The 22893-nt window shown below is 54.6% G+C and carries 24 protein-coding genes; 20 read left to right on the forward strand and 4 right to left on the reverse strand.

Annotated features, from left to right (window positions below; genetic code table 11):
• Nucleotides 1-44 precede the first annotated feature (44 nt).
• Both RTM06_RS20380 and RTM06_RS20385 read right to left on the reverse strand, forming a co-directional pair.
• Nucleotides 45-329: a YciI family protein gene (locus RTM06_RS20380; RefSeq protein ID WP_008104557.1), complete on the reverse strand. Its 285-nt coding sequence runs from the start codon at nucleotides 327-329 to the stop codon at nucleotides 45-47.
• A gap of 9 nt (nucleotides 330-338) precedes the next feature.
• On the reverse strand, nucleotides 339-1364 hold the full coding sequence (locus tag RTM06_RS20385) for an aminopeptidase (RefSeq protein WP_312184526.1): 1026 nt from the start codon (nucleotides 1362-1364) through the stop codon (nucleotides 339-341).
• A 248-nt stretch (nucleotides 1365-1612) separates the two neighbouring features.
• Here RTM06_RS20385 and cysG point away from each other — a divergent pair, with 248 nt between their 5' ends.
• From cysG to RTM06_RS20460, 15 genes are all read left to right on the forward strand, one after another.
• Nucleotides 1613-3028 carry a siroheme synthase CysG gene (gene cysG, locus RTM06_RS20390; protein ID WP_312184527.1) on the forward strand — a complete coding sequence of 472 codons (1416 nt, stop codon included), beginning with the start codon at nucleotides 1613-1615 and terminating at the stop codon, nucleotides 3026-3028.
• A 9-nt stretch (nucleotides 3029-3037) separates the two neighbouring features.
• Nucleotides 3038-3946 (forward strand): sulfate adenylyltransferase subunit CysD, encoded by a 909-nt coding sequence (gene cysD, locus RTM06_RS20395; protein WP_007893231.1) that lies wholly within the window; start codon nucleotides 3038-3040, stop codon nucleotides 3944-3946.
• A gap of 10 nt (nucleotides 3947-3956) precedes the next feature.
• Nucleotides 3957-5384 carry a sulfate adenylyltransferase subunit CysN gene (gene cysN / locus RTM06_RS20400; RefSeq protein WP_312184528.1) on the forward strand — a complete coding sequence of 476 codons (1428 nt, stop codon included), beginning with the start codon at nucleotides 3957-3959 and terminating at the stop codon, nucleotides 5382-5384.
• Nucleotides 5384-5989 carry an adenylyl-sulfate kinase gene (gene cysC / locus RTM06_RS20405; protein ID WP_154192311.1) on the forward strand — a complete coding sequence of 202 codons (606 nt, stop codon included), beginning with the start codon at nucleotides 5384-5386 and terminating at the stop codon, nucleotides 5987-5989. Before cysN ends, cysC begins: the two co-directional genes overlap by 1 nt.
• A gap of 55 nt (nucleotides 5990-6044) precedes the next feature.
• The gene (locus RTM06_RS20410; protein ID WP_008104547.1) at nucleotides 6045-6365 is read left to right on the forward strand and encodes a DUF3561 family protein; all 321 of its coding nucleotides are present in this window, start codon (nucleotides 6045-6047) and stop codon (nucleotides 6363-6365) included.
• Nucleotides 6366-6536: 171 nt separating this feature from the next.
• Nucleotides 6537-6854: a cell division protein FtsB gene (gene ftsB / locus RTM06_RS20415; RefSeq protein WP_007893240.1), complete on the forward strand. Its 318-nt coding sequence runs from the start codon at nucleotides 6537-6539 to the stop codon at nucleotides 6852-6854.
• 3 nt (nucleotides 6855-6857) lie between these two features.
• Nucleotides 6858-7574, forward strand: coding sequence for a 2-C-methyl-D-erythritol 4-phosphate cytidylyltransferase (gene ispD / locus RTM06_RS20420; protein ID WP_061719932.1), 717 nt, complete (start codon nucleotides 6858-6860; stop codon nucleotides 7572-7574).
• Nucleotides 7574-8056 carry a 2-C-methyl-D-erythritol 2,4-cyclodiphosphate synthase gene (gene ispF, locus RTM06_RS20425; RefSeq protein WP_061719965.1) on the forward strand — a complete coding sequence of 161 codons (483 nt, stop codon included), beginning with the start codon at nucleotides 7574-7576 and terminating at the stop codon, nucleotides 8054-8056. Before ispD ends, ispF begins: the two co-directional genes overlap by 1 nt.
• Entirely contained in the window at nucleotides 8053-9096 is a 1044-nt protein-coding gene (gene truD / locus RTM06_RS20430; protein ID WP_312184529.1) for a tRNA pseudouridine(13) synthase TruD, read from the forward strand. Before ispF ends, truD begins: the two co-directional genes overlap by 4 nt.
• A complete protein-coding gene (gene surE, locus RTM06_RS20435) occupies nucleotides 9077-9838 on the forward strand; it encodes a 5'/3'-nucleotidase SurE (RefSeq protein ID WP_256697214.1) in 762 nt (253 codons plus the stop codon). The genes truD and surE overlap by 20 nt, the downstream gene beginning before the upstream one ends.
• Nucleotides 9832-10458, forward strand: a complete 627-nt coding sequence (locus RTM06_RS20440; RefSeq protein WP_008104533.1) for a protein-L-isoaspartate(D-aspartate) O-methyltransferase — start codon at nucleotides 9832-9834, stop codon at nucleotides 10456-10458. Before surE ends, RTM06_RS20440 begins: the two co-directional genes overlap by 7 nt.
• Before the next feature lie 172 nt (nucleotides 10459-10630).
• Complete coding sequence (gene nlpD, locus RTM06_RS20445; protein ID WP_256697212.1) at nucleotides 10631-11746, forward strand: murein hydrolase activator NlpD; 1116 nt, start codon at nucleotides 10631-10633, stop codon at nucleotides 11744-11746.
• 48 nt (nucleotides 11747-11794) lie between these two features.
• Nucleotides 11795-12793 carry an RNA polymerase sigma factor RpoS gene (gene rpoS, locus RTM06_RS20450; protein WP_312184530.1) on the forward strand — a complete coding sequence of 333 codons (999 nt, stop codon included), beginning with the start codon at nucleotides 11795-11797 and terminating at the stop codon, nucleotides 12791-12793.
• 369 nt (nucleotides 12794-13162) lie between these two features.
• Nucleotides 13163-14470 (forward strand): MFS transporter, encoded by a 1308-nt coding sequence (locus RTM06_RS20455; RefSeq protein ID WP_312184531.1) that lies wholly within the window; start codon nucleotides 13163-13165, stop codon nucleotides 14468-14470.
• Between the two features lie 26 nt (nucleotides 14471-14496).
• A complete protein-coding gene (locus tag RTM06_RS20460) occupies nucleotides 14497-15243 on the forward strand; it encodes a GolD/DthD family dehydrogenase (RefSeq protein ID WP_312184532.1) in 747 nt (248 codons plus the stop codon).
• A 108-nt stretch (nucleotides 15244-15351) separates the two neighbouring features.
• Here the strand turns inward: RTM06_RS20460 and mutS are convergent, their stop codons facing one another.
• Complete coding sequence (mutS, locus tag RTM06_RS20465; protein ID WP_312184533.1) at nucleotides 15352-17895, reverse strand: DNA mismatch repair protein MutS; 2544 nt, start codon at nucleotides 17893-17895, stop codon at nucleotides 15352-15354.
• A gap of 366 nt (nucleotides 17896-18261) precedes the next feature.
• Between mutS and mltB the strand changes: the two genes are divergently transcribed.
• Entirely contained in the window at nucleotides 18262-19344 is a 1083-nt protein-coding gene (mltB, locus tag RTM06_RS20470) for a lytic murein transglycosylase B (protein WP_154192294.1), read from the forward strand.
• A gap of 85 nt (nucleotides 19345-19429) precedes the next feature.
• Nucleotides 19430-19765, forward strand: a complete 336-nt coding sequence (locus RTM06_RS20475; protein WP_256697208.1) for a zinc ribbon domain-containing protein YjdM — start codon at nucleotides 19430-19432, stop codon at nucleotides 19763-19765.
• Nucleotides 19766-19797: 32 nt separating this feature from the next.
• Here RTM06_RS20475 and RTM06_RS20480 read toward each other — a convergent pair whose 3' ends face one another.
• Nucleotides 19798-20685, reverse strand: coding sequence for a dihydrodipicolinate synthase family protein (locus tag RTM06_RS20480; protein ID WP_312184534.1), 888 nt, complete (start codon nucleotides 20683-20685; stop codon nucleotides 19798-19800).
• Nucleotides 20686-20851: 166 nt separating this feature from the next.
• On the opposite strand from RTM06_RS20480, the gene tam reads away from it, so the two are divergent.
• The 3 genes from tam to recA form a co-directional block, all read left to right on the forward strand.
• Nucleotides 20852-21628 (forward strand): trans-aconitate 2-methyltransferase, encoded by a 777-nt coding sequence (gene tam, locus RTM06_RS20485; RefSeq protein ID WP_312184535.1) that lies wholly within the window; start codon nucleotides 20852-20854, stop codon nucleotides 21626-21628.
• Nucleotides 21629-21730: 102 nt separating this feature from the next.
• Complete coding sequence (pncC, locus tag RTM06_RS20490; RefSeq protein ID WP_265299432.1) at nucleotides 21731-22225, forward strand: nicotinamide-nucleotide amidase; 495 nt, start codon at nucleotides 21731-21733, stop codon at nucleotides 22223-22225.
• A 92-nt stretch (nucleotides 22226-22317) separates the two neighbouring features.
• Nucleotides 22318-22893 (forward strand): recombinase RecA (recA, locus tag RTM06_RS20495; RefSeq protein WP_312184536.1); only part of this gene is annotated, 576 nt, incomplete at its 3' end.

The following is a 22893-nucleotide window of genomic DNA, read 5'->3' on the forward strand; positions in this document are numbered from 1 at the left end:
CCCCGCAAGCGGGGGAAGGCCGGGATGGGGGACTACCAGCACAATCAAATCCCTTTTAACACCGCAAACTCTTCCGCCGCACGCGTCACATTCACTTTCGTAACTTCGTAATGCGCCACTGCCACAAACGGATCTTCCGCCAGAATGGTGTCCAGCCGCGCACGATCAATATCCTTCACCAGCAGCACGCCGCCGGTGCGCGGATCTTTACGTCCCGCCGCAATAAATACGCCGCTGTCAAAGTAGCGGTTAAGCCACGCAACATGTGGGTCGAGTAACGCTTCCACTTCTTCTACCGGACGAAAATAGTTCAGATATACCACGTACATAGTGAATCCTCAGGTTGTCGGATTAGCGAGCTCGGTTAGCAGCGGCAGCAGAATCTTCACGCTGTCACGCGTGCGTTGCGTGATGCGGCCTGGCAGCCAGTGATCGAGATAGTTGAGGTTATCGCGCTCGGTTTGATGGCGCACGTTGCCTGCCGGGAAATGGCTGGAGCGCGTGCGCTGTTGCTGCCCATCTTTGTTGCCCAGCGCCCAGTTGGCGGCGGTGACATCCAGCAATGGCATGCCGGCTTTATCGAACGGGTTCACGCCGGGATAATCGCGTGCGGTCATCGCGTGGCTGGCAGCGGAGATGCCGTAACGGTGCGCCAGCTGCACGGCGCGCGCGCTGGTCTGCTTGCGTACCGCTGATGGCGTATTGATGCCGCTATTAAAGTAGAGATGATCGCCGACGATCAGGCTATTCAGATCGATCACCAGCAGCGTGTTCTTCTTCTCTTGCACGCTCATGCGCGCCAGATAATCATCCATGCCGTGCAAACCGGCTTCACCGGCGCTCAGCGCCACGAAGCGCACGCCGTAGTGCAGCGGCGTCTTGCTGAGCGCCTGTGCCAACTCCAGCATCACGCCCAGCCCGGACGCATTGTCGTCCACGCCCTGCAAACGCAGGCCGCCGAGATTGTTATCCGCTTCATGGCGGCTGAGCGGTGTCCAGGTATCCAGATGCGTAACGATCAGGATCTCCTGCGGCACTTCACCGGCACGCGCGGCAATCACCGAGGTGGCCGTGACTTTGTGCGTGCGGCTCTCGCCCTTTTTCTCCAGCCAGTTATAGCTGGTTTTGAACTGGCGGGTATTACTCTGATATCCCAGCTGGCTGAACTGCTGCTGCAGATAATCGGCAGTCAGCAACTCGGCTGGACTGCCGCTCATGCGGCCGGGGAAATAGGTGGCGATATGGCGTAACTGCTGTTCGGCAAAATGCCCCGGCGCGGTGGAAGTGCTCGCAGCCTGAGCGAAGAAAGGCAAACCGCCCGCAAGCAGTGCTGCCAGCACGCAGCGGCGGAGAGTGGCAAACATAGTGATAGTCCTTTTCTGACATCCAGTGATGCTAAAAAAATTCCGGGATAGTATGAAACTGTGACGACGCTTGCACAATTTGATTTGCTCCGAAACACCAGCAATATCATTTGTTAAGCACAAAATGTTATCAGCAATCCTGGGTCGTTATTCCATTCGGTAACTACTCATTCCAATTCGTAATTTCATCTGTCCGAAGGGCGGGACGTATAGTCGCGTTAACTTATTGTAAAACTAGCAAGGTTAACGTGGATTATCTGCCTCTCTTTGCCGATCTCAAAAACCGTCCGGTGCTGGTTGTTGGCGGTGGCGAAATCGCTGCGCGCAAAATAGAACTGCTGCGGCGTGCCGGTGCGCGCGTGCTGGTCGCCGCGCGCGAACTCGGTCATGAGCTGCAGGCGCTGCTGGAAATTGAGGCGATTGAATGGATCGCCCAGCGCTTCGATCCGGCGCAGCTGGATGGCGTGTTCCTTGTGATTGCCGCTACCGATGACAACGCGCTTAACGCGCAGGTGTTCGATGCCGCCAACGCGCGCCACAAGCTGGTTAACGTGGTGGACGATCAGCCGAAGTGCAGCTTTATCTTCCCGTCGATTGTCGATCGCTCACCGCTGGTGGTAGCGATCTCCTCCAGCGGCACCGCGCCGGTGTTAGCGCGTCTGCTGCGTGAGAAAATTGAAGCTTTACTGCCGGCCAATCTCGGACAGATGGCTGAAGTGGCCGGGCAGTGGCGCGACAAGGTGAAGCAGCGCTATCACCGCATGTCTGAACGCCGTCGTTTCTGGGAGCGCGCCTTTAACGGTCTGTTCGCCAGCCAGATGGCGGCGGGCAACGTCAATGAAGCGCGGCGCACGCTGGATCACGAACTGGAGAACGACAGCGACAATCAGGGCGAAATCACGCTGGTGGGCGCCGGTCCGGGCGACAGCGGTTTGCTGACGCTGCGTGGCTTGCAGGTGATGCAGCTGGCCGATGTGGTGCTGTATGACCATCTGGTCAGCGACGAAGTGCTTGAGCTGGTGCGTCGCGATGCCGACCGCATCTGCGTCGGCAAACGCGCCGGTGCGCATTCGGTGCCGCAGGAAGAGACCAATCAGATGCTGGTGACGCTGGCGCAACAGGGTAAACGCGTGGTGCGCCTGAAAGGCGGCGATCCGTTTATTTTTGGTCGCGGCGGCGAAGAGTTGCAGGCGGCGCAGGCGGCGGGCATTCCGTTCCAGGTGGTGCCGGGCATCACCGCTGCAGCAGGCGCAACCGCCTATGCCGGTATTCCGCTGACCCATCGCGACCACGCGCAGAGCGTGCTATTTATTACCGGTCACTGCCGCGCGGATGGCGATGGCATCGATTGGCCGTCGCTGGCGCGCGCACGTCAAACCTTAGCGATTTATATGGGCACGGTGAAAGCGGCGGAAATCGCTGCCGGGCTTATCGAACATGGCCGTGCCGCCTCCACGCCGGTGGCGGTGATTGGGCGCGGCACGCGTCAGGATCAGCAGGTGCTGACCGGCACATTAGATCAACTGGAGGCGCTGGCTGCGGCCGCGCCCACGCCAGCACTGTTAGTGATTGGCGAAGTCGTAAATTTGCACGGGCAATTGGCCTGGTTCCAACATTCGGCACAACAGGGGGCTCGCGAGTCCGCCGTTGTCAATTTGGCTTGAGGAAAAATTATGGACCAAAATCGACTTACTCATCTGCGCCAGCTGGAGGCAGAGAGTATCCATATCATCCGCGAGGTGGCGGCCGAGTTCAGCAATCCGGTGATGATGTACTCCATCGGTAAAGACTCCTCGGTAATGCTGCATCTGGCGCGTAAAGCCTTCTATCCGGGCACGCTGCCGTTTCCGCTGCTGCATGTTGATACCGGCTGGAAATTCCGTGAAATGTACGAGTTCCGCGATCGCACCGTGAAAGCGATGGGCGCGGAACTGCTGGTGCATCGCAACCCGGAAGGCGTAGCGATGGGCATCAATCCGTTCGTCCACGGCAGCGCCAAACACACCGACATCATGAAAACCGAAGGCCTGAAGCAGGCGCTGAACAAATACGGCTTTGATGCGGCATTTGGCGGCGCGCGTCGTGATGAAGAGAAATCGCGTGCGAAAGAGCGTATCTACTCCTTCCGCGATCGCTTCCATCGCTGGGACCCGAAAAATCAGCGTCCTGAGCTGTGGCACAACTACAACGGCCAGATTAACAAAGGCGAAAGCATCCGCGTGTTCCCGCTCTCCAATTGGACCGAGCTGGATATCTGGCAGTACATCTTCCTCGAGAATATCGAGATCGTACCGCTCTACCTCGCCGCGCCGCGTCCGGTGCTGGAGCGTGATGGCATGCTGATGATGATCGATGACGACCGTATCGATCTGCAGCCAGGCGAAGTGATCAAGCAGCGCATGGTGCGTTTCCGTACGCTCGGCTGCTGGCCGCTGACCGGCGCGGTGGAATCAGAAGCGCAGACGCTGCCGGAAATTATTGAAGAGATGCTGGTCTCCACCACCAGTGAACGCCAGGGACGCGTGATTGACCGCGACCAGGCCGGTTCGATGGAAATGAAAAAACGTCAGGGTTATTTCTAAGGAGACGCAGATGAATACCGTTATTGCACAACAGATTGCCGATCAGGGCGGCGTAGAAGCCTGGCTGACCGCGCAACAACATAAAAGCCTGCTGCGTTTCCTGACCTGCGGTAGCGTCGACGACGGCAAAAGTACCTTGATTGGTCGCCTGCTGCACGACACGCGTCAAATTTATGAAGATCAGCTCTCCTCGCTGCACAACGACAGCAAACGTCACGGCACCCAAGGCGAGAAGCTGGATCTGGCATTGCTGGTTGATGGCTTGCAGGCCGAACGTGAGCAGGGCATCACTATCGATGTGGCGTATCGCTACTTCTCGACCGAAAAGCGCAAATTCATTATTGCCGACACACCGGGACACGAGCAGTACACCCGCAACATGGCGACCGGTGCATCGACCTGCGATTTGGCGATCCTGCTGATCGATGCGCGTAAAGGCGTGCTGGATCAGACGCGTCGTCACAGCTTTATCTCCACGCTGCTGGGCATCAAGCATCTGGTGGTCGCCATCAACAAGATGGATCTGGTCGAGTACAAGCAAGAGACCTTTGAGCAGATCAAACAGGATTACCTCGATTTCGCCGCGCAGCTGCCGGAAGATCTCGATATTCGCTTTGTGCCGATGTCGGCGCTGGAAGGCGATAACGTTGCAACGCCAAGTGTCACCATGCCGTGGTACAGCGGCCCAACGCTGCTCGACGTATTAGAAACCGTTGAACTGAACCGCGTGGTGGATCATCAGCCGATGCGTTTCCCGGTGCAGTATGTCAACCGTCCGAATCTCGATTTCCGTGGTTATGCCGGTACGCTGGCTTCGGGCGTGGTGAAAGTCGGTCAACGCGTGAAAGTGCTGCCTTCAGGCGTGGAGTCCACCGTTTCGCGCATCGTCACCTTTGATGGCGACCTGCCTGAAGCGGGTGCCGGTGAAGCAATTACGCTGGTGCTGAAAGATGAGATCGACATCAGCCGTGGCGATCTGCTGGTGGCTGCGGAAGCTGAACTGCAGGCGGTGCAATCCGCCAACGTCGACGTGGTGTGGATGGCGGAACAGCCACTGCAGCCGGGCCAAAGTTACGAAGTGAAGATCGCCGGTAAGAAAACCCGCGCGCGCGTGGAGAAAGTGATCCATCAAGTGGAGATCAACTCGCTGGAGAAGCGCACGGTGGATAGCCTGCCGCTTAACGGCATTGGTCTGGTGGAACTGACCTTTGACGAACCGATGGTGCTGGACGCTTATCGCCAGAATCCGGTGACCGGCGGCATGATCTTTATCGATCGCCTGAGCAACGTGACGGTTGGCGCGGGCATGATCAATCAGCCGCTGACCGATGTGCGTGCGCAAGCGGGCCAGTTCAGCGATTTCGAGCTGGAACTGAACGCGCTGGTGCGTCGTCACTTCCCACACTGGAATGCGCGCGATCTGCTGGGTGGCAAGTAATGGCGCAGCACGATGAAAACGTGGTGTGGCACGATCATCCGGTAACGCGCGAGGAGCGCGAACAGCAGCACGGCCATCAAGGCGTGGTGCTGTGGTTCACCGGGCTGTCCGGCTCGGGGAAATCTACCGTGGCCGGCGCGCTGGAGCAGGTGCTGCATCGGGCGGGGGTGAATACCTATCTGCTGGATGGCGACAACGTGCGTCACGGCCTGTGCCGTGACCTCGGCTTCAGCGATGACGATCGTAAAGAGAACATTCGCCGCGTCGGCGAAGTGGCGAAACTGATGGTCGATGCCGGTTTAGTGGTGTTGACCGCCTTTATCTCGCCGCATCGTGCGGAACGCAACATGGTGCGGGATCTGCTCGCGGAAGGGCAGTTTATCGAAGTGTTTGTCGATACGCCGTTGGCGGTGTGCGAAGCGCGCGATCCCAAAGGTTTGTACAAAAAAGCCCGTGCCGGTGAGCTGCGAAATTTCACCGGCATCGACAGCGTTTACGAGGCGCCAGACGCCCCGGAAATCCACCTTGATGGCGAACAATTGGTTACAAAACTCGCCGGCCAATTGTTAGACCTGCTGCGTCACCGCGATATCATCAGATCCTGAACCGACAGCGGCAAATCCCTCTGGGTTTCCCGCGCTTAGCGTCAACAGGATCTCTATGCAGAACGTAACGCCCATGCTAGCCCGTAAAGATGAACGCACCCCGGATGAGCCTCGCTCGTCACTGCCGGGCGGCGTGTTTGGCTTTCTCTCGTACTGGTGCGCGCTGGCGATTCCGTTCATGCTCTACGGCTCCAACACGCTGTTCTTCTTCCTCTACACCTGGCCATTCTTCCTCGCGCTGCTGCCGGTTTCGGTGCTGATTGGCATCGTGCTCAGCCTGATGATCCGCACCCACTTGTTCTGGAGCGGTATCGCCACGGCGATGGTGGTGATATGCCTGTTCTGGCTGCTGTTCTCATTTCTCTCCGGTTGGTAACGCCCAGCTGATGTGCAAACGCATCGGCAGGTTACAAAACTTTACCTGCCGTCTCGCCTCCTACTCTGGCATTATTTGTCCGGCTAAACGCCCGTGCGCGGCATTTTCGCCGCCGCTGTGGAGTCCAGCGTCAAGTTATGGGATGATTGGGCCGTTTTTCAGGGGGCGGGGATGGGAAAACTGACGTTACTGCTACTCGTGCTGCTGGGATGGCTTCAATATTCCCTGTGGCTGGGTAAGAACGGTATTCATGACTATACGCGCGTCAACGAAGACGTCGCGTCACAACAGGCGAATAACGCCAAGCTTAAAGCGCGTAACGATCAGCTATTCGCCGAAATTGACGATCTCAATGGCGGCTCTGAAGCGATCGAAGAACGCGCACGTAATGAACTGGGCATGATTAAGCCCGGTGAGACTTTCTATCGTCTGGTGCCAGACCAGAACAAACGTAACGCGCAACAAGCTGCGCAAAATCAACAACGATAAGCCATGAACAAGCGCCCGATCCTTGCGGATGTGATTGCCGTGGTGCCCGCCGCAGGTGTGGGCAGCCGTATGCAGGCTGCCTGCCCAAAACAGTATCTGACCATTGGTCAATTCACCCTTCTTGAACACAGCGTCGCACGTCTGCTGGCACATCCTGCGGTAAAACAGGTAATTGTGCCGGTCAGTAATGATGATGGCTGGTTCGATTCACTGCCGCTGGCGCAGGATTCCCGCATTCTCAGAGTGACCGGTGGCGACACGCGCGCCGAATCGGTGCTGGCGGGTTTAAACGCTATTCAACACAGCGAATGGGTGCTGGTGCATGACGCCGCGCGTCCTTGCCTGCATCCGGACGATTTAGCACGCCTGTTAGCGGTACGTGAATACAGCAAGGTTGGCGGTATTCTGGCCGCGCCGGTGCGCGACACCATGAAGCGCGCCGAACCCGGCAAAACCGCCATTGCCCACACCGTTGAACGCGAGGATTTATGGCACGCGTTAACGCCGCAATTTTTCCCGCATCAGCTGCTCACCGCTTGCCTGACGCGCGCACTCCATGAAGGCGCTACCATTACCGATGAAGCGTCGGCGCTGGAGTATTGCGGTTATCACCCGGCGTTGGTGAGCGGACGTAGCGACAATATTAAGGTGACGCGGCCAGAAGATCTGGCGCTGGCGGCCTTCTACCTTACCCAGATTCAGTTACAGGAGAGCGCATGATGCGTATCGGTCACGGTTTTGACGTTCACGCTTTTGGCGGCGAAGGTCCGTTAGTGATTGGCGGGGTGCGTATTCCCTTCGAACACGGTTTTATTGCCCATTCTGATGGTGACGTGGCGCTGCATGCGTTGACGGATGCTTTACTCGGCGCGGTGGCGATGGGCGATATCGGCAAATTATTCCCGGATACCGATCCGGCGTTTAAAGGCGCTGACAGCCGCGGTTTACTGCGTGAAGCCTGGCGTCGTATTCAGCTGAAAGGCTATCGCATCGGTAACGTCGATGTGACCATCATTGCGCAGGCACCGAAAATGTTGCCGCATGTGCCGCAGATGCGCGTCAATATCGCCGAAGATCTCGGTTGCCATATGGACGACGTCAACGTTAAAGCCACCACCACCGAAAAGCTGGGCTTTACCGGCCGTGGCGAAGGCATTGCCTGTGAAGCGGTGGCGCTACTGATAAAGGCCGATCAGGCATGAGTGAGCTGCATTACCTGCACGGCGTGCCCGCAGCCACCGGCGTTATCAAAGCCAGTCCCGAAGATTTTGTGGTGATTGAAGATCTCGGCTATCCCTACGATGGCGAAGGCGAGCAGCTGCTGGTGCGCATCCGTAAAATTGGCTGCAATACGCGCTTTGTCGCCGAGGCCATTGCCAAATTTCTTGGCGTACCGGTGCGCGATCTCAGCTATGCCGGCATGAAAGATCGTCATGCGATCACCGAGCAAACGCTCTGTTTCCGTGTGCCCGGCAATGGCATGCCGAATCTGGCGGGATTCCAGCTGGAAGGCGTTGAGATCCTGCAGATAATTCGCCACAAGCGTAAACTGCGTACCGGCGCGCTGGCGGGCAATGCGTTCCGCTTAGTGGTGCGTCAGATTTCCGATCGCCGTGAAGTCGACGCACGTTTGCAGCAGATTCAACAGCGCGGGGTGCCGAACTACTTTGGTGAGCAGCGCTTTGGTCGCGGCGGCAATAACCTGACGCAGGCGAAACAGTGGGCGAAGGAGACATTCCGTCCGCGCGATCGCAATATGAAAGGTTTGCTGTTGTCAGCGACCCGCAGCCATCTGTTTAATCAGGTGACCAGCGCGCGTTTGCAGCGTGATGGCGCTCTGGACGTGGTGCAGGTGGGCGATGCGGTGCAGCTGGCCGGACGCGGCAGCTGGTTTGTGGCGCAGGCGGAAGAGTTGCCTGACGTACAGCAGCGCGTTGATAATCACCAACTGCGTATCACTGCGCCGCTGCCGGGTCGTGGCGATCCGGGTCCACAAGGTGACGCGCTGCTTTTTGAGCAACAGAGCCTGGCAGGCGCAGAAGAATTGATTACACTGCTTGAGCGCGAGCGCGTTGATGCCGCGCGTCGTGCAATGCTGGTGGTGCCAAAGGATCTGCGCTGGGAATGGTGGGACGATATGACGCTGGAGATGCAATTCTGGCTGCCCGCCGGCAGTTTTGCCACCAGCGTGGTGCGTGAGCTTCTCCAACAAGAAGGTAACGATGCGGATATTGCTGAGTAACGATGATGGAATTCATGCGCCGGGTATTCAGACGCTGGCGCGTGCTTTACGTGAGTTTGCCGAGGTGCAGGTTGTCGCGCCCGATCGCAATCGTAGCGGCGCATCAAATTCGTTAACGCTGGAAACGCCGCTGCGTACTTTTACGCACGAAAATGGTGATATCGCGGTGCAGATGGGCACGCCAACTGACTGCGTGTTCCTCGGCGTCAACAAGCTGATGCAGCCGCGTCCCGACATCGTGGTGTCCGGCATTAATGCCGGTCCGAATCTTGGCGACGATGTGATTTACTCCGGTACCGTCGCTGCGGCGATGGAAGGGCGCCATCTGGGCTTGCCTGCACTCGCCGTCTCGCTCAACGGACATCAGCATTACGACACCGCCGCATCCATCACCTGTACGCTGTTACGCGCGCTATCGCGAGCTCCGCTGCGTACTGGCCGCATTCTCAATATCAACGTGCCGGATTTGCCGTTAGCGGAGATCAAAGGTTTCCGCATTACCCGCTGCGGCAGTCGTCATCCCGCCGATCAGGTTATCTGCACCGAAGATCCGCGCGGCCAACCGCTTTACTGGATTGGCCCGCCGGGGCAAAAGCTGGATGCTGGTCCGGATACCGATTTCGCTGCGGTGGATGCGGGCTATGTTTCGCTGACCGCGTTGCATGTGGATTTGACCGCGCATGCAGCACAAGAGGTATTAAGTGACTGGCTGATCCAGGCAGAGGTAAAACTCGCATGGTGAATCGCCGCATCGAAACGCTTTTGGAGCAACTGCGCGCGCAGGGCATTCATGATGAACACCTGCTGAAAGCCATTGCCGATGTGCCGCGCGAGCGTTTTATCGATGAGGCGTTTGAACATAAAGCCTGGGAAAACGTCGCGCTGCCCATTGGCAACGGCCAGACTATCTCTCAGCCTTACATGGTGGCGCGCATGACCGCCTTGTTAGAGCTCACGCCGGAATCGCGCGTGCTGGAAATCGGCACCGGTTCTGGCTATCAGACCGCTATTCTGGCGCATCTGGTTAATCATGTTTATTCCGTCGAACGCATCAAGGGCTTGCAGTGGCAGGCTAAGCGCCGCCTCAAGCAACTCGATCTGCACAATATCTCTACCCGACATGGTGATGGCTGGCAGGGCTGGGCGACGCGTGGCCCGTTTGATGCCATTATCGTGACCGCCGCGCCGCCTGAAATTCCGACTTTGCTGATAGCGCAATTAGGTGACGGCGGCAAAATGGTGCTGCCGGTTGGTGAGGATCAGCAGGTGTTAAAGCGTTTGCGTCGTCAGGGCGATGAATTAATTGAAGAAATCATCGAGCCCGTACGCTTTGTGCCGTTGGTTCAGGGCGATCTGGCCTGAGCCATCCTTACGCAATTCTTCACAACTGTTACATGGCACGGCGCAGTTGATATTGTTACTATCCTTGTTTATCAATGCTAAAAACCGTTTTTAACGTTACGCGCAGTGGATAATGCGGTTAACGCCGTTACACATTTATATTCAGGGTTGCCATCACGGGGGATCAGTGAGCATGGGAAGCACAGCATTTCAATTACGCCGTTTGGCGGCACTTTCTTTGGTAGGTTTTTGGCTGGCGGGCTGTAGTTCTGGCGATAATACACAGGCACCCATTAGCCAGATTGGTGGTAACAGCGGCGATAGCGGTATAGCTTCAGCCCCAAGTGGCGGCATGATCTCTTCGCAAAATAGCGCTGTGCCTGCGATGCCGCGTGGCGGAATGTTAAGTGGCGGCACACCATCAGCGCAACCGTCAGGTGGAATGGTAAGTGACAATAACAATGTGGCCACAGAAAATGGTCGCATCGTGTACAATCGCAATTATGGGAATATTCCTAAAGGTAGTTACGGCGGTGAAACCTATACCGTAAAGCGTGGCGATACCTTGTTCTATATTGCCTGGATTACCGGCAACGATTTCCGCGATTTGGCACAGCGTAACAACATCGCAGCCCCGTATGGCTTGAATGCCGGGCAAACGCTGCAGGTGGGCAACGGCAACGGCCAAACCATCACCGGTGGAAACGCTATCACCGTAGCTGATGCAACTCAGGGCGGCGTGCCAGTTACCCCGAGCCAGACGCAAATTAAATCCACCCCTGTTGCACAGCAACCTGTTATTACGTATTCTGATGATTCGGGTAATTCGTCGGGTAGCAAATTGCTGCCGTCGAAAGGAGCAAATAATGTGGCAACGACCACAGCTCCGGTTGTCGCACCACCTACAGTCAGCAGCACGACTAATAGCACAACTCCAGTGGGAAGCTGGCGTTGGCCGACTGATGGGAAGATCATCGATAACTTCTCCGCTGCGGAAGGCGGAAATAAAGGTATCGATATCGCCGGTTCGCGTGGACAACCTGTTGTCGCCACAGCTTCGGGAAGAGTGGTGTACGCAGGCAACGCGCTCCGTGGGTACGGTAATTTAATCATCATCAAACACAATGATGACTACCTGAGCGCCTACGCCCACAACGACTCTATGCTGGTCCGGGAACAACAGGAAGTTAAGGCGGGGCAAAAAATCGCTACCATGGGTAGCACCGGTACCAGTTCAGTACGATTGCACTTTGAAATTCGTTACAAGGGGAAATCCGTAAACCCGTTGCGTTATTTACCGCAGCGATAATCCGGCAGAACCTTGGTTCTGCCCTTGGATCACGGGTAGGAGCCGCTAATGAACCAGAATACGCTGAAAGTTAACGATTTACATGAAGATGCGGAATTCGAGGAAAACAACGGAGCTGAGGTTTTTGATGAGAAGGCTCTCGTTGAGAACGAACCTGGTGATAACAACGACATAGCGGAAGAAGAGCTGTTGTCACAGGGTGCGACGCAACGCGTTTTGGATGCGACGCAGCTTTACCTCGGCGAGATTGGTTATTCACCGCTGCTGACGGCAGAAGAAGAAGTCTTCTTTGCGCGCCGTGCACTGCGGGGTGACATTCCTTCTCGTCGCCGCATGATTGAAAGTAACTTACGCTTGGTAGTAAAGATTGCCCGTCGTTACAGCAATCGTGGTCTGGCTCTGCTGGATCTGATTGAAGAGGGTAATCTCGGCTTGATTCGCGCCGTAGAGAAGTTTGACCCAGAACGTGGGTTCCGTTTCTCAACTTACGCCACGTGGTGGATTCGTCAGACAATTGAACGGGCGATCATGAATCAAACCCGTACCATCCGTCTGCCCATCCACATCGTTAAAGAGTTGAATGTTTACCTGCGTACCGCGCGTGAACTTTCGCACAAGCTTGATCATGAGCCAAGTGCTGAAGAGATTGCCGAACAGCTAGACAAGCCTGTTGATGACGTGAGCCGTATGCTGCGTCTCAATGAGCGCATTACCTCGGTCGACACACCTTTGGGTGGCGATTCCGAAAAAGCGCTGCTGGATATCCTGGCCGATGAGAAAGACAACGGTCCGGAAGACACCACGCAAGACGATGATATGAAACAGAGCATCGTCAAGTGGTTGTTTGAACTGAATGCCAAGCAGCGTGAAGTGCTGGCACGTCGTTTCGGCCTGTTAGGCTATGAAGCGGCAACGCTGGAAGATGTAGGTCGTGAAATCGGGTTGACCCGTGAACGCGTACGTCAGATTCAGGTGGAAGGATTGCGTCGTCTGCGTGAGATTCTGCAGACACAAGGTTTGAACATCGAAGCACTGTTTCGTGAATAACAGAATACGTGGGTAACACAAGAAGCGGTGGTGAAAACCACCGCTTTTTTTATTGGTATAAAATATAAAGACAGGGCTTCTTTACTTCATCGAAATAAAAGCTTGTAACGCTATCGCTTAAATCCTCACCTAAATAAGCGTAAATTAAAACCAGTAGTTGTTAATTATACATCTAATAAATGCGTTTTTTATCTTGCTCTCATTTAATAAATTGTAATGCTGCGCACGACTTTCTTTGCAATATTGCCATTATTTCTTTATTTGTGTCACTCCCATAAAAGTTTTTAGCTCGATGCTATGCCATTTTCTTGCTCGCTGTATCACCAGGATATTCAGGTAATGAATAGTTAAAAGGGAGTGAGAAGAACAATGAGTGTGCAAAGCAGCAGTACAAAGTCACCATACTCCAGAGTGGTTTTCGGAATGCCAATATCTCTTCTTTGGGGATATATTGCGATGGCCATCTTCATGACCGGTGATGGCATTGAGTTGGCTCATCTTTCACGATATCTCTACGATCTCGGCTATGGAGAAAAACAAGTTTCATTAGTTTTCACCGTTTATGCATTAACTGCTGCGGTCTCAAGTTGGCTTTCTGGCGCGGTCAGTGAAATTTATGGTCCTAAGAAAATCATGCTCACCGGCGCTATTTGGTGGATGGTGCTACATGCCGTATTTGTTTACTTTGGCGTGAGTGAAAATAACTTTATCTGGATGCTGGTCAGTTACACGTTGCGTGGCTTCGCTTATCCGCTGTTCTTTTATGGCTTCTACGTATTAGTGGTGCAGCGTACGCCTGAGCATCGCCTTGCCTCTGCTACCGGCTGGATATGGTCGATGTTTACCATTGGTTATGGCATCACGGCTTCCTTCCTTTCTGGCCTTCTGGTACCTGAAATTGGCTTCATTAATACGCTTTGGCTTTCACTGCTATTTGCTGCGGTGGGTGGCGTGATTATATTCCTTACGGTTAAAAATCAGAGTGAAGAAAATCTAAATAGCGAAGGCGTTAGCCGCAAAGAAAAGTTACGTGAAATATCACGTGGAATAACCTTAATCTTTGAAGATCGCAGTATGTTCTTTGCACTGATAACGCGCATCTTATGTAATGTGGCATTATTTGGTTTGCCGGTGTTTATGCCGATTTATTTTACCCGTGAATTAGATTTTTCTACTAAAGAGTGGGCGACTATCTGGGGCGCGTTTTTCCTCGTGCAACCTTTAACCAATGTACTTTGGGGCATTATTGGCGATCGCATTGGCTGGATTTTTCAAATGCGCTGGTTTGGCTTCTTCGGGTGCACGATTACCACTGCCGCTTTCTATTATTTGCCCTCGCTTTTCCCAGGCAATCTGGCGTTGGCCATCATCTGCGCGCTGTTATTAGCTTTAACACTCACATCCTTTGTGCCGATGGGGGCGATATTCCCGATGCTGGCGCCGCAACATAAAGGTGCGGCTGTCTCGGTTCAAAATCTGGGCGGTGGTTTCGGCAATCTCATTGGTCCGGCGGTTGCTGCACTGATGTTCGGTCTGTCATTTGAAATCAAGCACGTGATTATTACTTTCTCTCTGCTCTATTTTGCCGGCGGCGTGATGACATTCTTTATTCGTAATCCCCAACCAAAGTTAGAGCGTAACGTACCGTTGAAGACAACAGCTACCGAATCCGAATAAATACCCTCAATGAAAAGGATAGCAACATGACAACACTATTTTCACTGCAAAATAAAGTCGCCATTGTCACCGGCGCCGCATCGGGAATTGGCTACGCTATTGCTCGCTGTTTAAGTTCTGCCGGCGCGCAAGTCGCGATGGTTGATCGCGCAGAAGAGGTCAAATCGGTTGCCAACGAGATGGACAATCCTGCGCGAGGTTACGTTTTCGATCTGGCTAACGTCGAGGCGCTTGGCGAGCTGGTAGAGCAAATCCATCAGGATTTTGGCCGTATCGATATTCTGGTCAATAACGCCGGTATTGGCATGCTGGAAGGCGTCGGCGAAGTGCAACTCGCCAGCTGGAATACCACGATGTTGATTAACATGACCACGCCATTCTTCCTCGCTCAGCATTGTGCCCGCTGTATGAAGGCACAAGGTTTTGGCCGCTTGATTAATATCGCCTCACAGGCCAGCGTCATTGCGCTCAATGAGCACGCGGCATACTGCACCAGCAAATCAGGCATGGTTTCTTTTACGCGCGTGTTGGCAGCAGAGTTGGGGCCGTTTGGCATTACCGCCAATGCCATTTCACCTACGGTAGTTGAGACGGAATTAGGTAAGCGTTACTGGCATGGGGAGCGAGCCGAGCAAATGAAATCAAAAATTCCTTCGCGACGTTTTGCCACGCCAGACGAAGTCGCGAGCACAGTGCTGTATCTCAGCAGCAATGAAGCGGCCATGGTCAATGGTGAGAATTTAGTGATTGATGGGGGATATAGCGTGATTTAAAGCGGGGCGAGTTGATTGGGATGAGCCTGCTGATATTGCTTAACACCAGGGAATTGTCAGACAGAAAAAATAGCCCGCACAGAACGTTGCTTCTGGGCGGGCGAATAACTACACCAGCGTTTTCAAGCGATAAATCCACTCCAGCGCTTGCTTCGGCGTTAAGCTGTCAGGGTCCAGTGCCTCAAGAGCATCAACCGCCGGTGAGGTTTCCGCCACCAGCAACTGCATTTGCGAACCTTCCACCGTGGATGCGGCAGAGCTGCCAGATAACGCTTCCAGCTCCTTCAGTTTGTTACGTGCGCGCTTAATCACTTCCTTCGGCACGCCCGCCAGCGCCGCCACCGCGAGACCATAACTTTTGCTCGCAGCGCCATCCTGCACGCTGTGCATAAAGGCGATGGTGTCGCCGTGTTCGACCGCATCCAAATGCACATTCACGACGCCTTCCATTTTTTCTGGCAGCGTGGTCAGTTCGAAATAGTGGGTGGCGAACAGCGTCATGGCTTTAATGCGGTTCGCCAGACTTTCAGCGCAGGCCCATGCCAGCGACAAACCATCATAAGTTGAGGTGCCGCGTCCGATTTCATCCATCAGTACCAGACTGTTTTCGGTGGCGTTATGCAGGATGTTGGCGGTTTCCGTCATCTCCACCATAAAGGTTGAGCGTCCTGAAGCCAGATCATCAGCGGCACCGACGCGCGTGAAGATGCGATCAATCGGGCCGATGACGGTCTCTTCCGCTGGCACATAGCTGCCAATCCACGCCATCAGTGCAATCAACGCTGTCTGACGCATATAGGTACTTTTACCGCCCATATTGGGGCCGGTGATGATCAGCATGCGACGCTGGGGTGAAAGTGAAAGCGGGTTAGCGATAAACGGCTCTTTCAATACTTGTTCGACCACCGGATGGCGGCCCGCAGTAATACGGATGCCCGCTTTTTCTTGCAGCACCGGACGGCAATAGTTCAGTGTCCAGGCGCGTTCGGCCAGGTTCGCTAACACGTCCAGTTCAGAGAGTGCAGCCGCACTGGTTTGCAGGGCTTCAAGATGCGGTAGCAGGCGGTCAAAGAGTTCATCGTAAAGGCCTTTTTCCAGCGCCAGCGCTTTACCTTTCGACGTCAGAACCTTGTCTTCATACTCTTTCAGTTCAGGAATGATATAGCGTTCAGCATTCTTCAGCGTCTGGCGACGAACGTAGTGAATCGGCACCAGATGGCTTTGACCACGACTGACCTGAATGTAGTAGCCATGAATCGCGTTAAAGCCAACTTTCAGCGTATCCAGACCGAGTTTTTCGCGTTCACGAATTTCCAGACGATCAAGATAATCGGTAGCGCCATCGGCCAGCGCACGCCATTCGTCGAGTTCAGCGTTGTATCCCGGGGCGATCACACCACCGTCGCGTACCAGCACCGGCGGCGATTCAATTATTGCCTGTTCCAGCAACTCACGCAGTTCGTTAAATTCACCCATCTGAGAGCGCAGATGAATTAATTGGGTAGCTTCAACGCCTTCCAGTTGCTGGTTCAACTCTGGCAACTGCTGGAAGGCATGTCGCATACGTGCCAAATCGCGTGGGCGCGCGGTGCGCAGTGCCAGTCGCGCCAGAATACGCTCAAGATCGCCCACCTGACGCAGTACCGGCTGCAGCTCCTGACTGAGCGATTGCAGCTCGGCAATAGACTCCTGACGGCGCGCAATGGTTGTGACATCACGCAGCGGCATGTGCAGCCAGCGTTTCAGCATACGGCTGCCCATAGGCGTAACGGTTTTATCCAAAATCGCCGCCAGCGTGTTTTCAATGCCGCCAGCCAGATTCTGCGTAATTTCCAGGTTGCGGCGCGTAGCAGCATCCATGATCACGCTATCCTGCTGGCGCTCCATGCTCAGCGAGCGAATATGCGGCAGCGAAGTACGTTGCGTGTCTTTGACATATTGCAGCAGGCATCCTGCAGCGCGCAGCGCCAGATGCGCCTGCTCAACGCCAAAACCACTTAAGTCGCGGGTGCCAAATTGCAGATTAAGCTGCTGGCGCGCCGTCTCGATTTCATATTCCCACAGCGGACGGCGACGCAGGCCACGGCGTTGATCGATCAATGTCATGGCCTGGAAATCTTCGGGATAGAGTAGTTCAGCCGGATTGGTGCGCTGCAGTTCTGCTGCCATCGTCTCCACATCGCCGGGTTCACTCAGGCGGAAGCGGCCAGAACTGATGTCCAGCGTTGCATAACCAAAACCACGTTGGCTCTGGAAGATAGCGGCGAGCAAGTTATCCTGGCGCTCTTGCAGCAGGGCTTCATCGCTGATGGTGCCGGGTGTAACGATACGCACCACTTTTCGCTCAACCGGGCCTTTACTCAAGGCCGGATCGCCAATCTGCTCACAGATCGCCACCGATTCGCCGAGCTGCACCAGTTTCGCCAGATAGCCTTCAACCGCATGGTAAGGGACACCCGCCATCGGGATCGGTTCACCGGCAGAAGCGCCGCGTTTGGTCAGGGATATCTCCAATAGCTGTGAAGCGCGTTTCGCATCATCGTAAAACAGCTCGTAGAAATCGCCCATGCGGTAAAACAGCAGGATGTCAGGATGATCGGCCTTCAGGCGCAGGTATTGCTGCATCATCGGCGTATGGCCACTAAAGTCCATTTGCTCTGCTCCTTTCATCTCATTCTCACTCAACGTTCATTCTTTTAATTACCTGAGGCTGGGTCAATGCAGCCCGGAAGTGTCGTTATCGTGTGGACGGATAACGAAAGCGGGATATTACCATTTTTGCCACCGGACCTTCATCCGCCAGCAGGGCTTTATGGCTGCCGACCATAACAAATTGCTGCAAACGGTAAAAAGCAAAATTTAATGAAAAAGGCAAAGTGTGGAGCCGTTTCGCAAATTCACGTTGTAACCGGCTGAAACAGGCGGGAAACGGTTAAATTTTAAGATATTGCTCTGTATGTCACTCCAATGAACGATTACCATGAGTGCTTACGGTTTCACCTGGCTTATGGATATCCAATGCGTTTTAAGGTTGCTCTTCTTCCGCTTATTACCTTGCTTGCTGCCTGCAGCAGTAAGCCTGCATCCCATCAGCAGCCCGCCGTTGTGCCTGCACCTAAAGGCGGTTTTTTGCTGGAACCTTCGCACGCGGTTCAACCGATGTTTGGCGATTTTGCGGGTAACCCTGCCGCTGAACAATTTATTGATCAAATGGTGGCAAAACACGGTTTTAACCGTGAGCAGCTGCACGCGGTGATTGGCCAGGCGAAGCGTCTGGATTACGTACTGCGCCTGATGGATCAGCAAGCGCCGAGCTACACGCCGCCAACCGGACCAAACGGTGCATGGATTCGCTATCGCAATAAGTTTATTACGCCGGATAACGTGCAGAATGGCGTGGCATTCTGGAATCAGTATCAGGATGCGCTACAGCGTGCGCAGCAGGTTTACGGTGTGCCGCCGGAAATCATTGTTGGCATTATCGGCGTTGAAACGCGCTGGGGCAGGGTAATGGGCAAAACGCGCTTGCTGGATGCACTGGCAACCTTGTCATTTAGCTACCCGCGTCGTGCAGCTTACTTCAGTGGTGAGCTGGAGACCTTCCTGCTGATGGCGCGCACAGAGCAAGACGATCCGCTGGATCTGCGCGGCTCCTTTGCCGGTGCGATGGGGTATGGACAGTTCATGCCATCCTCATATAAGCAATATGCGGTCGATTTTAATGGCGATGGTCATATCAACCTTTGGGATCCGGTTGATGCGATTGGCAGCGTAGCCAACTACTTTAAAGAACACGGCTGGCGTGCGGGTGAAAACGTTGCGGTGCCAGCCAGCGGTCAGGCTCCAGCGTTGGAGAATGGCTTTAAAACCAAGTACCCGGTAAGCACCTTAGCCGCGAGTGGTTTAACGCCACAGGGATCGCTGGATGGTAACTCTCAGGTAAGCTTGCTGCGTTTGGATCTCGGCACCAGTTATCAATATTGGTACGGCCTGCCCAACTTCTACGCCATTACGCGCTACAACCACAGCACCCACTATGCAATGGCGGTGTGGCAGTTGGGTGAAGCCGTGGCTAAAGCACGTCAGGGCGGCATGTTTTAATGCTGTCCATATAAATTGTGAGGGTATAAGATGGCGCCCCTTTTGCGGTGCCATCTTCACCGCATCCGACTTCTGAGGAGCGCTTATGAGTACCTTACCTGCCTGTCCTGTATGCCAGGCCGATTACACCTGGCAAGATGGCGAGAACCTGAATTGCCCATCTTGCGGCCACATCTGGACGGCAAACGCCGATGATGCAGTTGACGGCTTGGTGGTGCGCGATGCCAACGGCAACCTGCTAGCGGATGGCGACAGCGTAACTGTCGTTAAAGATCTCAAGGTTAAAGGCAGCTCTTCTACGCTGAAAATTGGTACCAAAGTCAAAAGCATTCGCCTGGTCGAAGGCGATCACAACATTGATTGCAAGATTGATGGCTTTGGTCAGATGAAACTCAAATCTGAGTTCGTCAAAAAGAACTAATCACAGGACGGCTCGACGCCGTCCTGCTTGTTTCAATTCAGCAACCGATCCACTTCCTCGCACTGTTCCGCTGTTAGCTCGCCACCATAATTGCGCGAGTAGCTGCGCATTGAATCAAATCGGCGTGCAACGGCCGTTTTTATGGTGGTAACAAAATCATCGCCAATGGTGTAAATCGCCATCAGTTTATTAATGCGTTGCTGAATCTCACTGAGCTGCGCTAAATCACCCGCCCGCCAGGCCTGCATCGCACGGGCAAACAGCTCCGGTACAATATTGTTCAAGCCGGAAATCACACCTGAACCGCCAGCCAGCAGATTGGGCAGCAGATATTCGTCATAGCCGGAAAGTACGGTGAAATCGCTACGCACTTTCTTCGTTTCTTCAATCATTGCGCGGTTGTGCGACAAACAATCCATGGTGTCTTTGATGCCAATAAAGCTGGGTAACTCCGACGCCAGTTCTGCGACCAGCGCAGGCGTTAAATCGCAGCCGGTGCGCGCGGGGAAATTGTAGGCGAACCATTTGCCGCCCAGCTGTGTGTCCAGCGCTTTGAAATAGCTCAGCAGCTGTTTATGTGTCTGCCCGTAATAGTAAGGAGGCAGCACCATCACAGCATCAAATCCGTTCTGCCAGGCTGCATCCGCCAGTTGCAGCATATCCGCAATACAGGTGCTGGAGACGTTTGCCACCATGCTCAGTGGCGAGAGTTGGCGCGCCTCGCGGATCAGCAACAGGCGCTCTTGCTGAGAGAGCGAGGCAAACTCGCCAATGCTGCCCATCAACAGCAAGGTATCAATGCCTGATTGATTCAGGCGCGAAAAATGGCGGCTAAGCGCATCAATATCCAGATTATTGTTGCTGTCGAAGGGCGTTACTGACGGACACCATACGCCGGGCAATGCGGGTTGTGCAGACATAACAAGCTCCTTGGTTAAAAAATGAAGCATCGTTTTAACTTAATGCTATCTGCGCAGGCTAACCAGTTAGCGAGGATAAAAAGGTGAGATATCGCACTTTTCTCTTTCTATTAAAGCGAGAAAAACAGGTAGTGTTTAGCCCCTCAGCCAAGACAGGAGCATTGCCATGCAAGACTGGAATCCACAGCTGTATCGCCAATTCGAATCAGAGCGAACCCGCCCGGCGCGTGAGCTATTGGAGCGCATTCCGCTCAGTGATGTGCGCTTTGCCACTGATCTTGGTTGCGGACCCGGCAACAGCACCGAGCTACTGGCACGAGCCTGGCCAGAGGCGCAGATAACCGGCATTGATAGCTCTGCCGCAATGTTAGAACAGGCGCGTGAACGTCTTCCCGCCTGCCACTTTCAGCAGGCCGATATTCGTCGCTGGCAGGCCGAACAGCCGCAGCAGGTCATCTATGCCAATGCCTCGCTGCAGTGGTTGACCGAGCATCACACCTTGCTGCCACATCTGGTTGATCAATTGGCCATCGATGGCGCGTTAGCGATTCAAATGCCCGATAACCTTGAAGAACCGTCGCACCGCTTGATGCGTGAAGTGGCGGCGAATGAAAAGTGGCAGACGCTGATTTCACCTCAGGCGGCGGATCGCAAACGTCTGCTAACTACCGATCATTATTACGATTTGTTGACCGATGCGGGTTGCAAGGTTGATATCTGGCGCACCACTTATTATCACCCGATGGCAGATGCGCAGGGCATCATTACCTGGTTGCGTGCCACCGGGCTGCGTCCTTTCCTTGCGGGACTTGATGAAACCCAGCAGGCAGCATTTCTCCATGATTATCACCAGGCACTCATTCCGGCTTACCCCGTACGCAGCAACGGCCAGGTTTTGTTAGCCTTCCCGCGTCTGTTTATGGTTGCAGTGAAAATAAGCTGAGGTATCTGGAAGCCACTACGCAGAAATGATGGCTGAAGGTTGAAAAGGGCTTTTCAGCGCACTATTTACTGCTAACGTGAAGCGCCACAACGGGAGAAGGCGATGAACGATGAACAGTTACAGCAGCTAAGTCGCCGTATTGGCGAGCAGTTGAAGAAACGTCAGGCAACGGTGACCGCAGCGGAATCCTGTACCGGTGGCTGGATTGCGAAAGTCTTTACCGATATCAGCGGCAGCTCCGCCTGGTTTGAGCGCGGTTTCGTCACTTACAGCAATGAAGCTAAGCAGCAGATGGTGGGCGTACAGGACACAACGCTGCAGCAGCATGGCGCCGTAAGTGAACAGACGGTGCGTGAGATGGCGACCGGTGCGGCAAAAGCAGCGGCGGCGGAATACGCCATCGCGGTCAGCGGTATTGCCGGTCCAGATGGTGGTACGCCCGATAAACCGGTGGGCACCGTGTGGTTTGCGATTGTGGGACCAGAGGGGCGCGTATTAGCGCAGCGCCAGATCTTTGCTGGCGACCGTGATGCGGTGCGCCGTCAATCAGTGGTCTGGGCGCTGCAAACGCTGCTTGATGAATTTATGATAAATTAAACTTGATACTGTATGACCATACAGTATAATTAGCGGCAACAGAACGAGCGACATACTTGATGTCGACTCACCCAGCATGATTAGGAGTGGAAATGGCGATCGACGAGAACAAACAGAAGGCTTTAGCTGCCGCACTGGGCCAGATTGAGAAGCAATTTGGTAAAGGCTCCATCATGCGCTTGGGTGAAGACCGCTCAATGGATGTCGAAACCATCTCTACCGGCTCACTGTCACTGGATATCGCGCTGGGCGCGGGTGGCTTGCCGATGGGACGTATCGTTGAGATTTACGGACCGGAGTCTTCGGGTAAAACCACGCTGACGCTGCAGGTTATTGCTTCTGCACAGCGCAAAGGCAAAACCTGTGCCTTTATCGATGCCGAGCACGCACTGGATCCGGTATACGCAAAAAAACTGGGCGTGGATATCGATAACCTGCTGTGTTCACAGCCGGATACCGGTGAGCAAGCGCTGGAGATTTGTGATGCGCTGGCGCGTTCAGGCGCAGTTGACGTCATCATCGTCGACTCCGTGGCGGCGCTGACGCCGAAAGCGGAAATCGAAGGCGAGATCGGCGATTCACACATGGGTCTGGCCGCCCGTATGATGAGCCAGGCAATGCGTAAGCTGGCGGGTAACCTGAAGCAGTCCAACACGCTGCTGATCTTC

This window comes from Pantoea sp. CTOTU46764 (assembly GCF_031974595.1).
GTDB classification, from domain to species: Bacteria; Pseudomonadota; Gammaproteobacteria; order Enterobacterales; family Enterobacteriaceae; genus Pantoea; species Pantoea trifolii.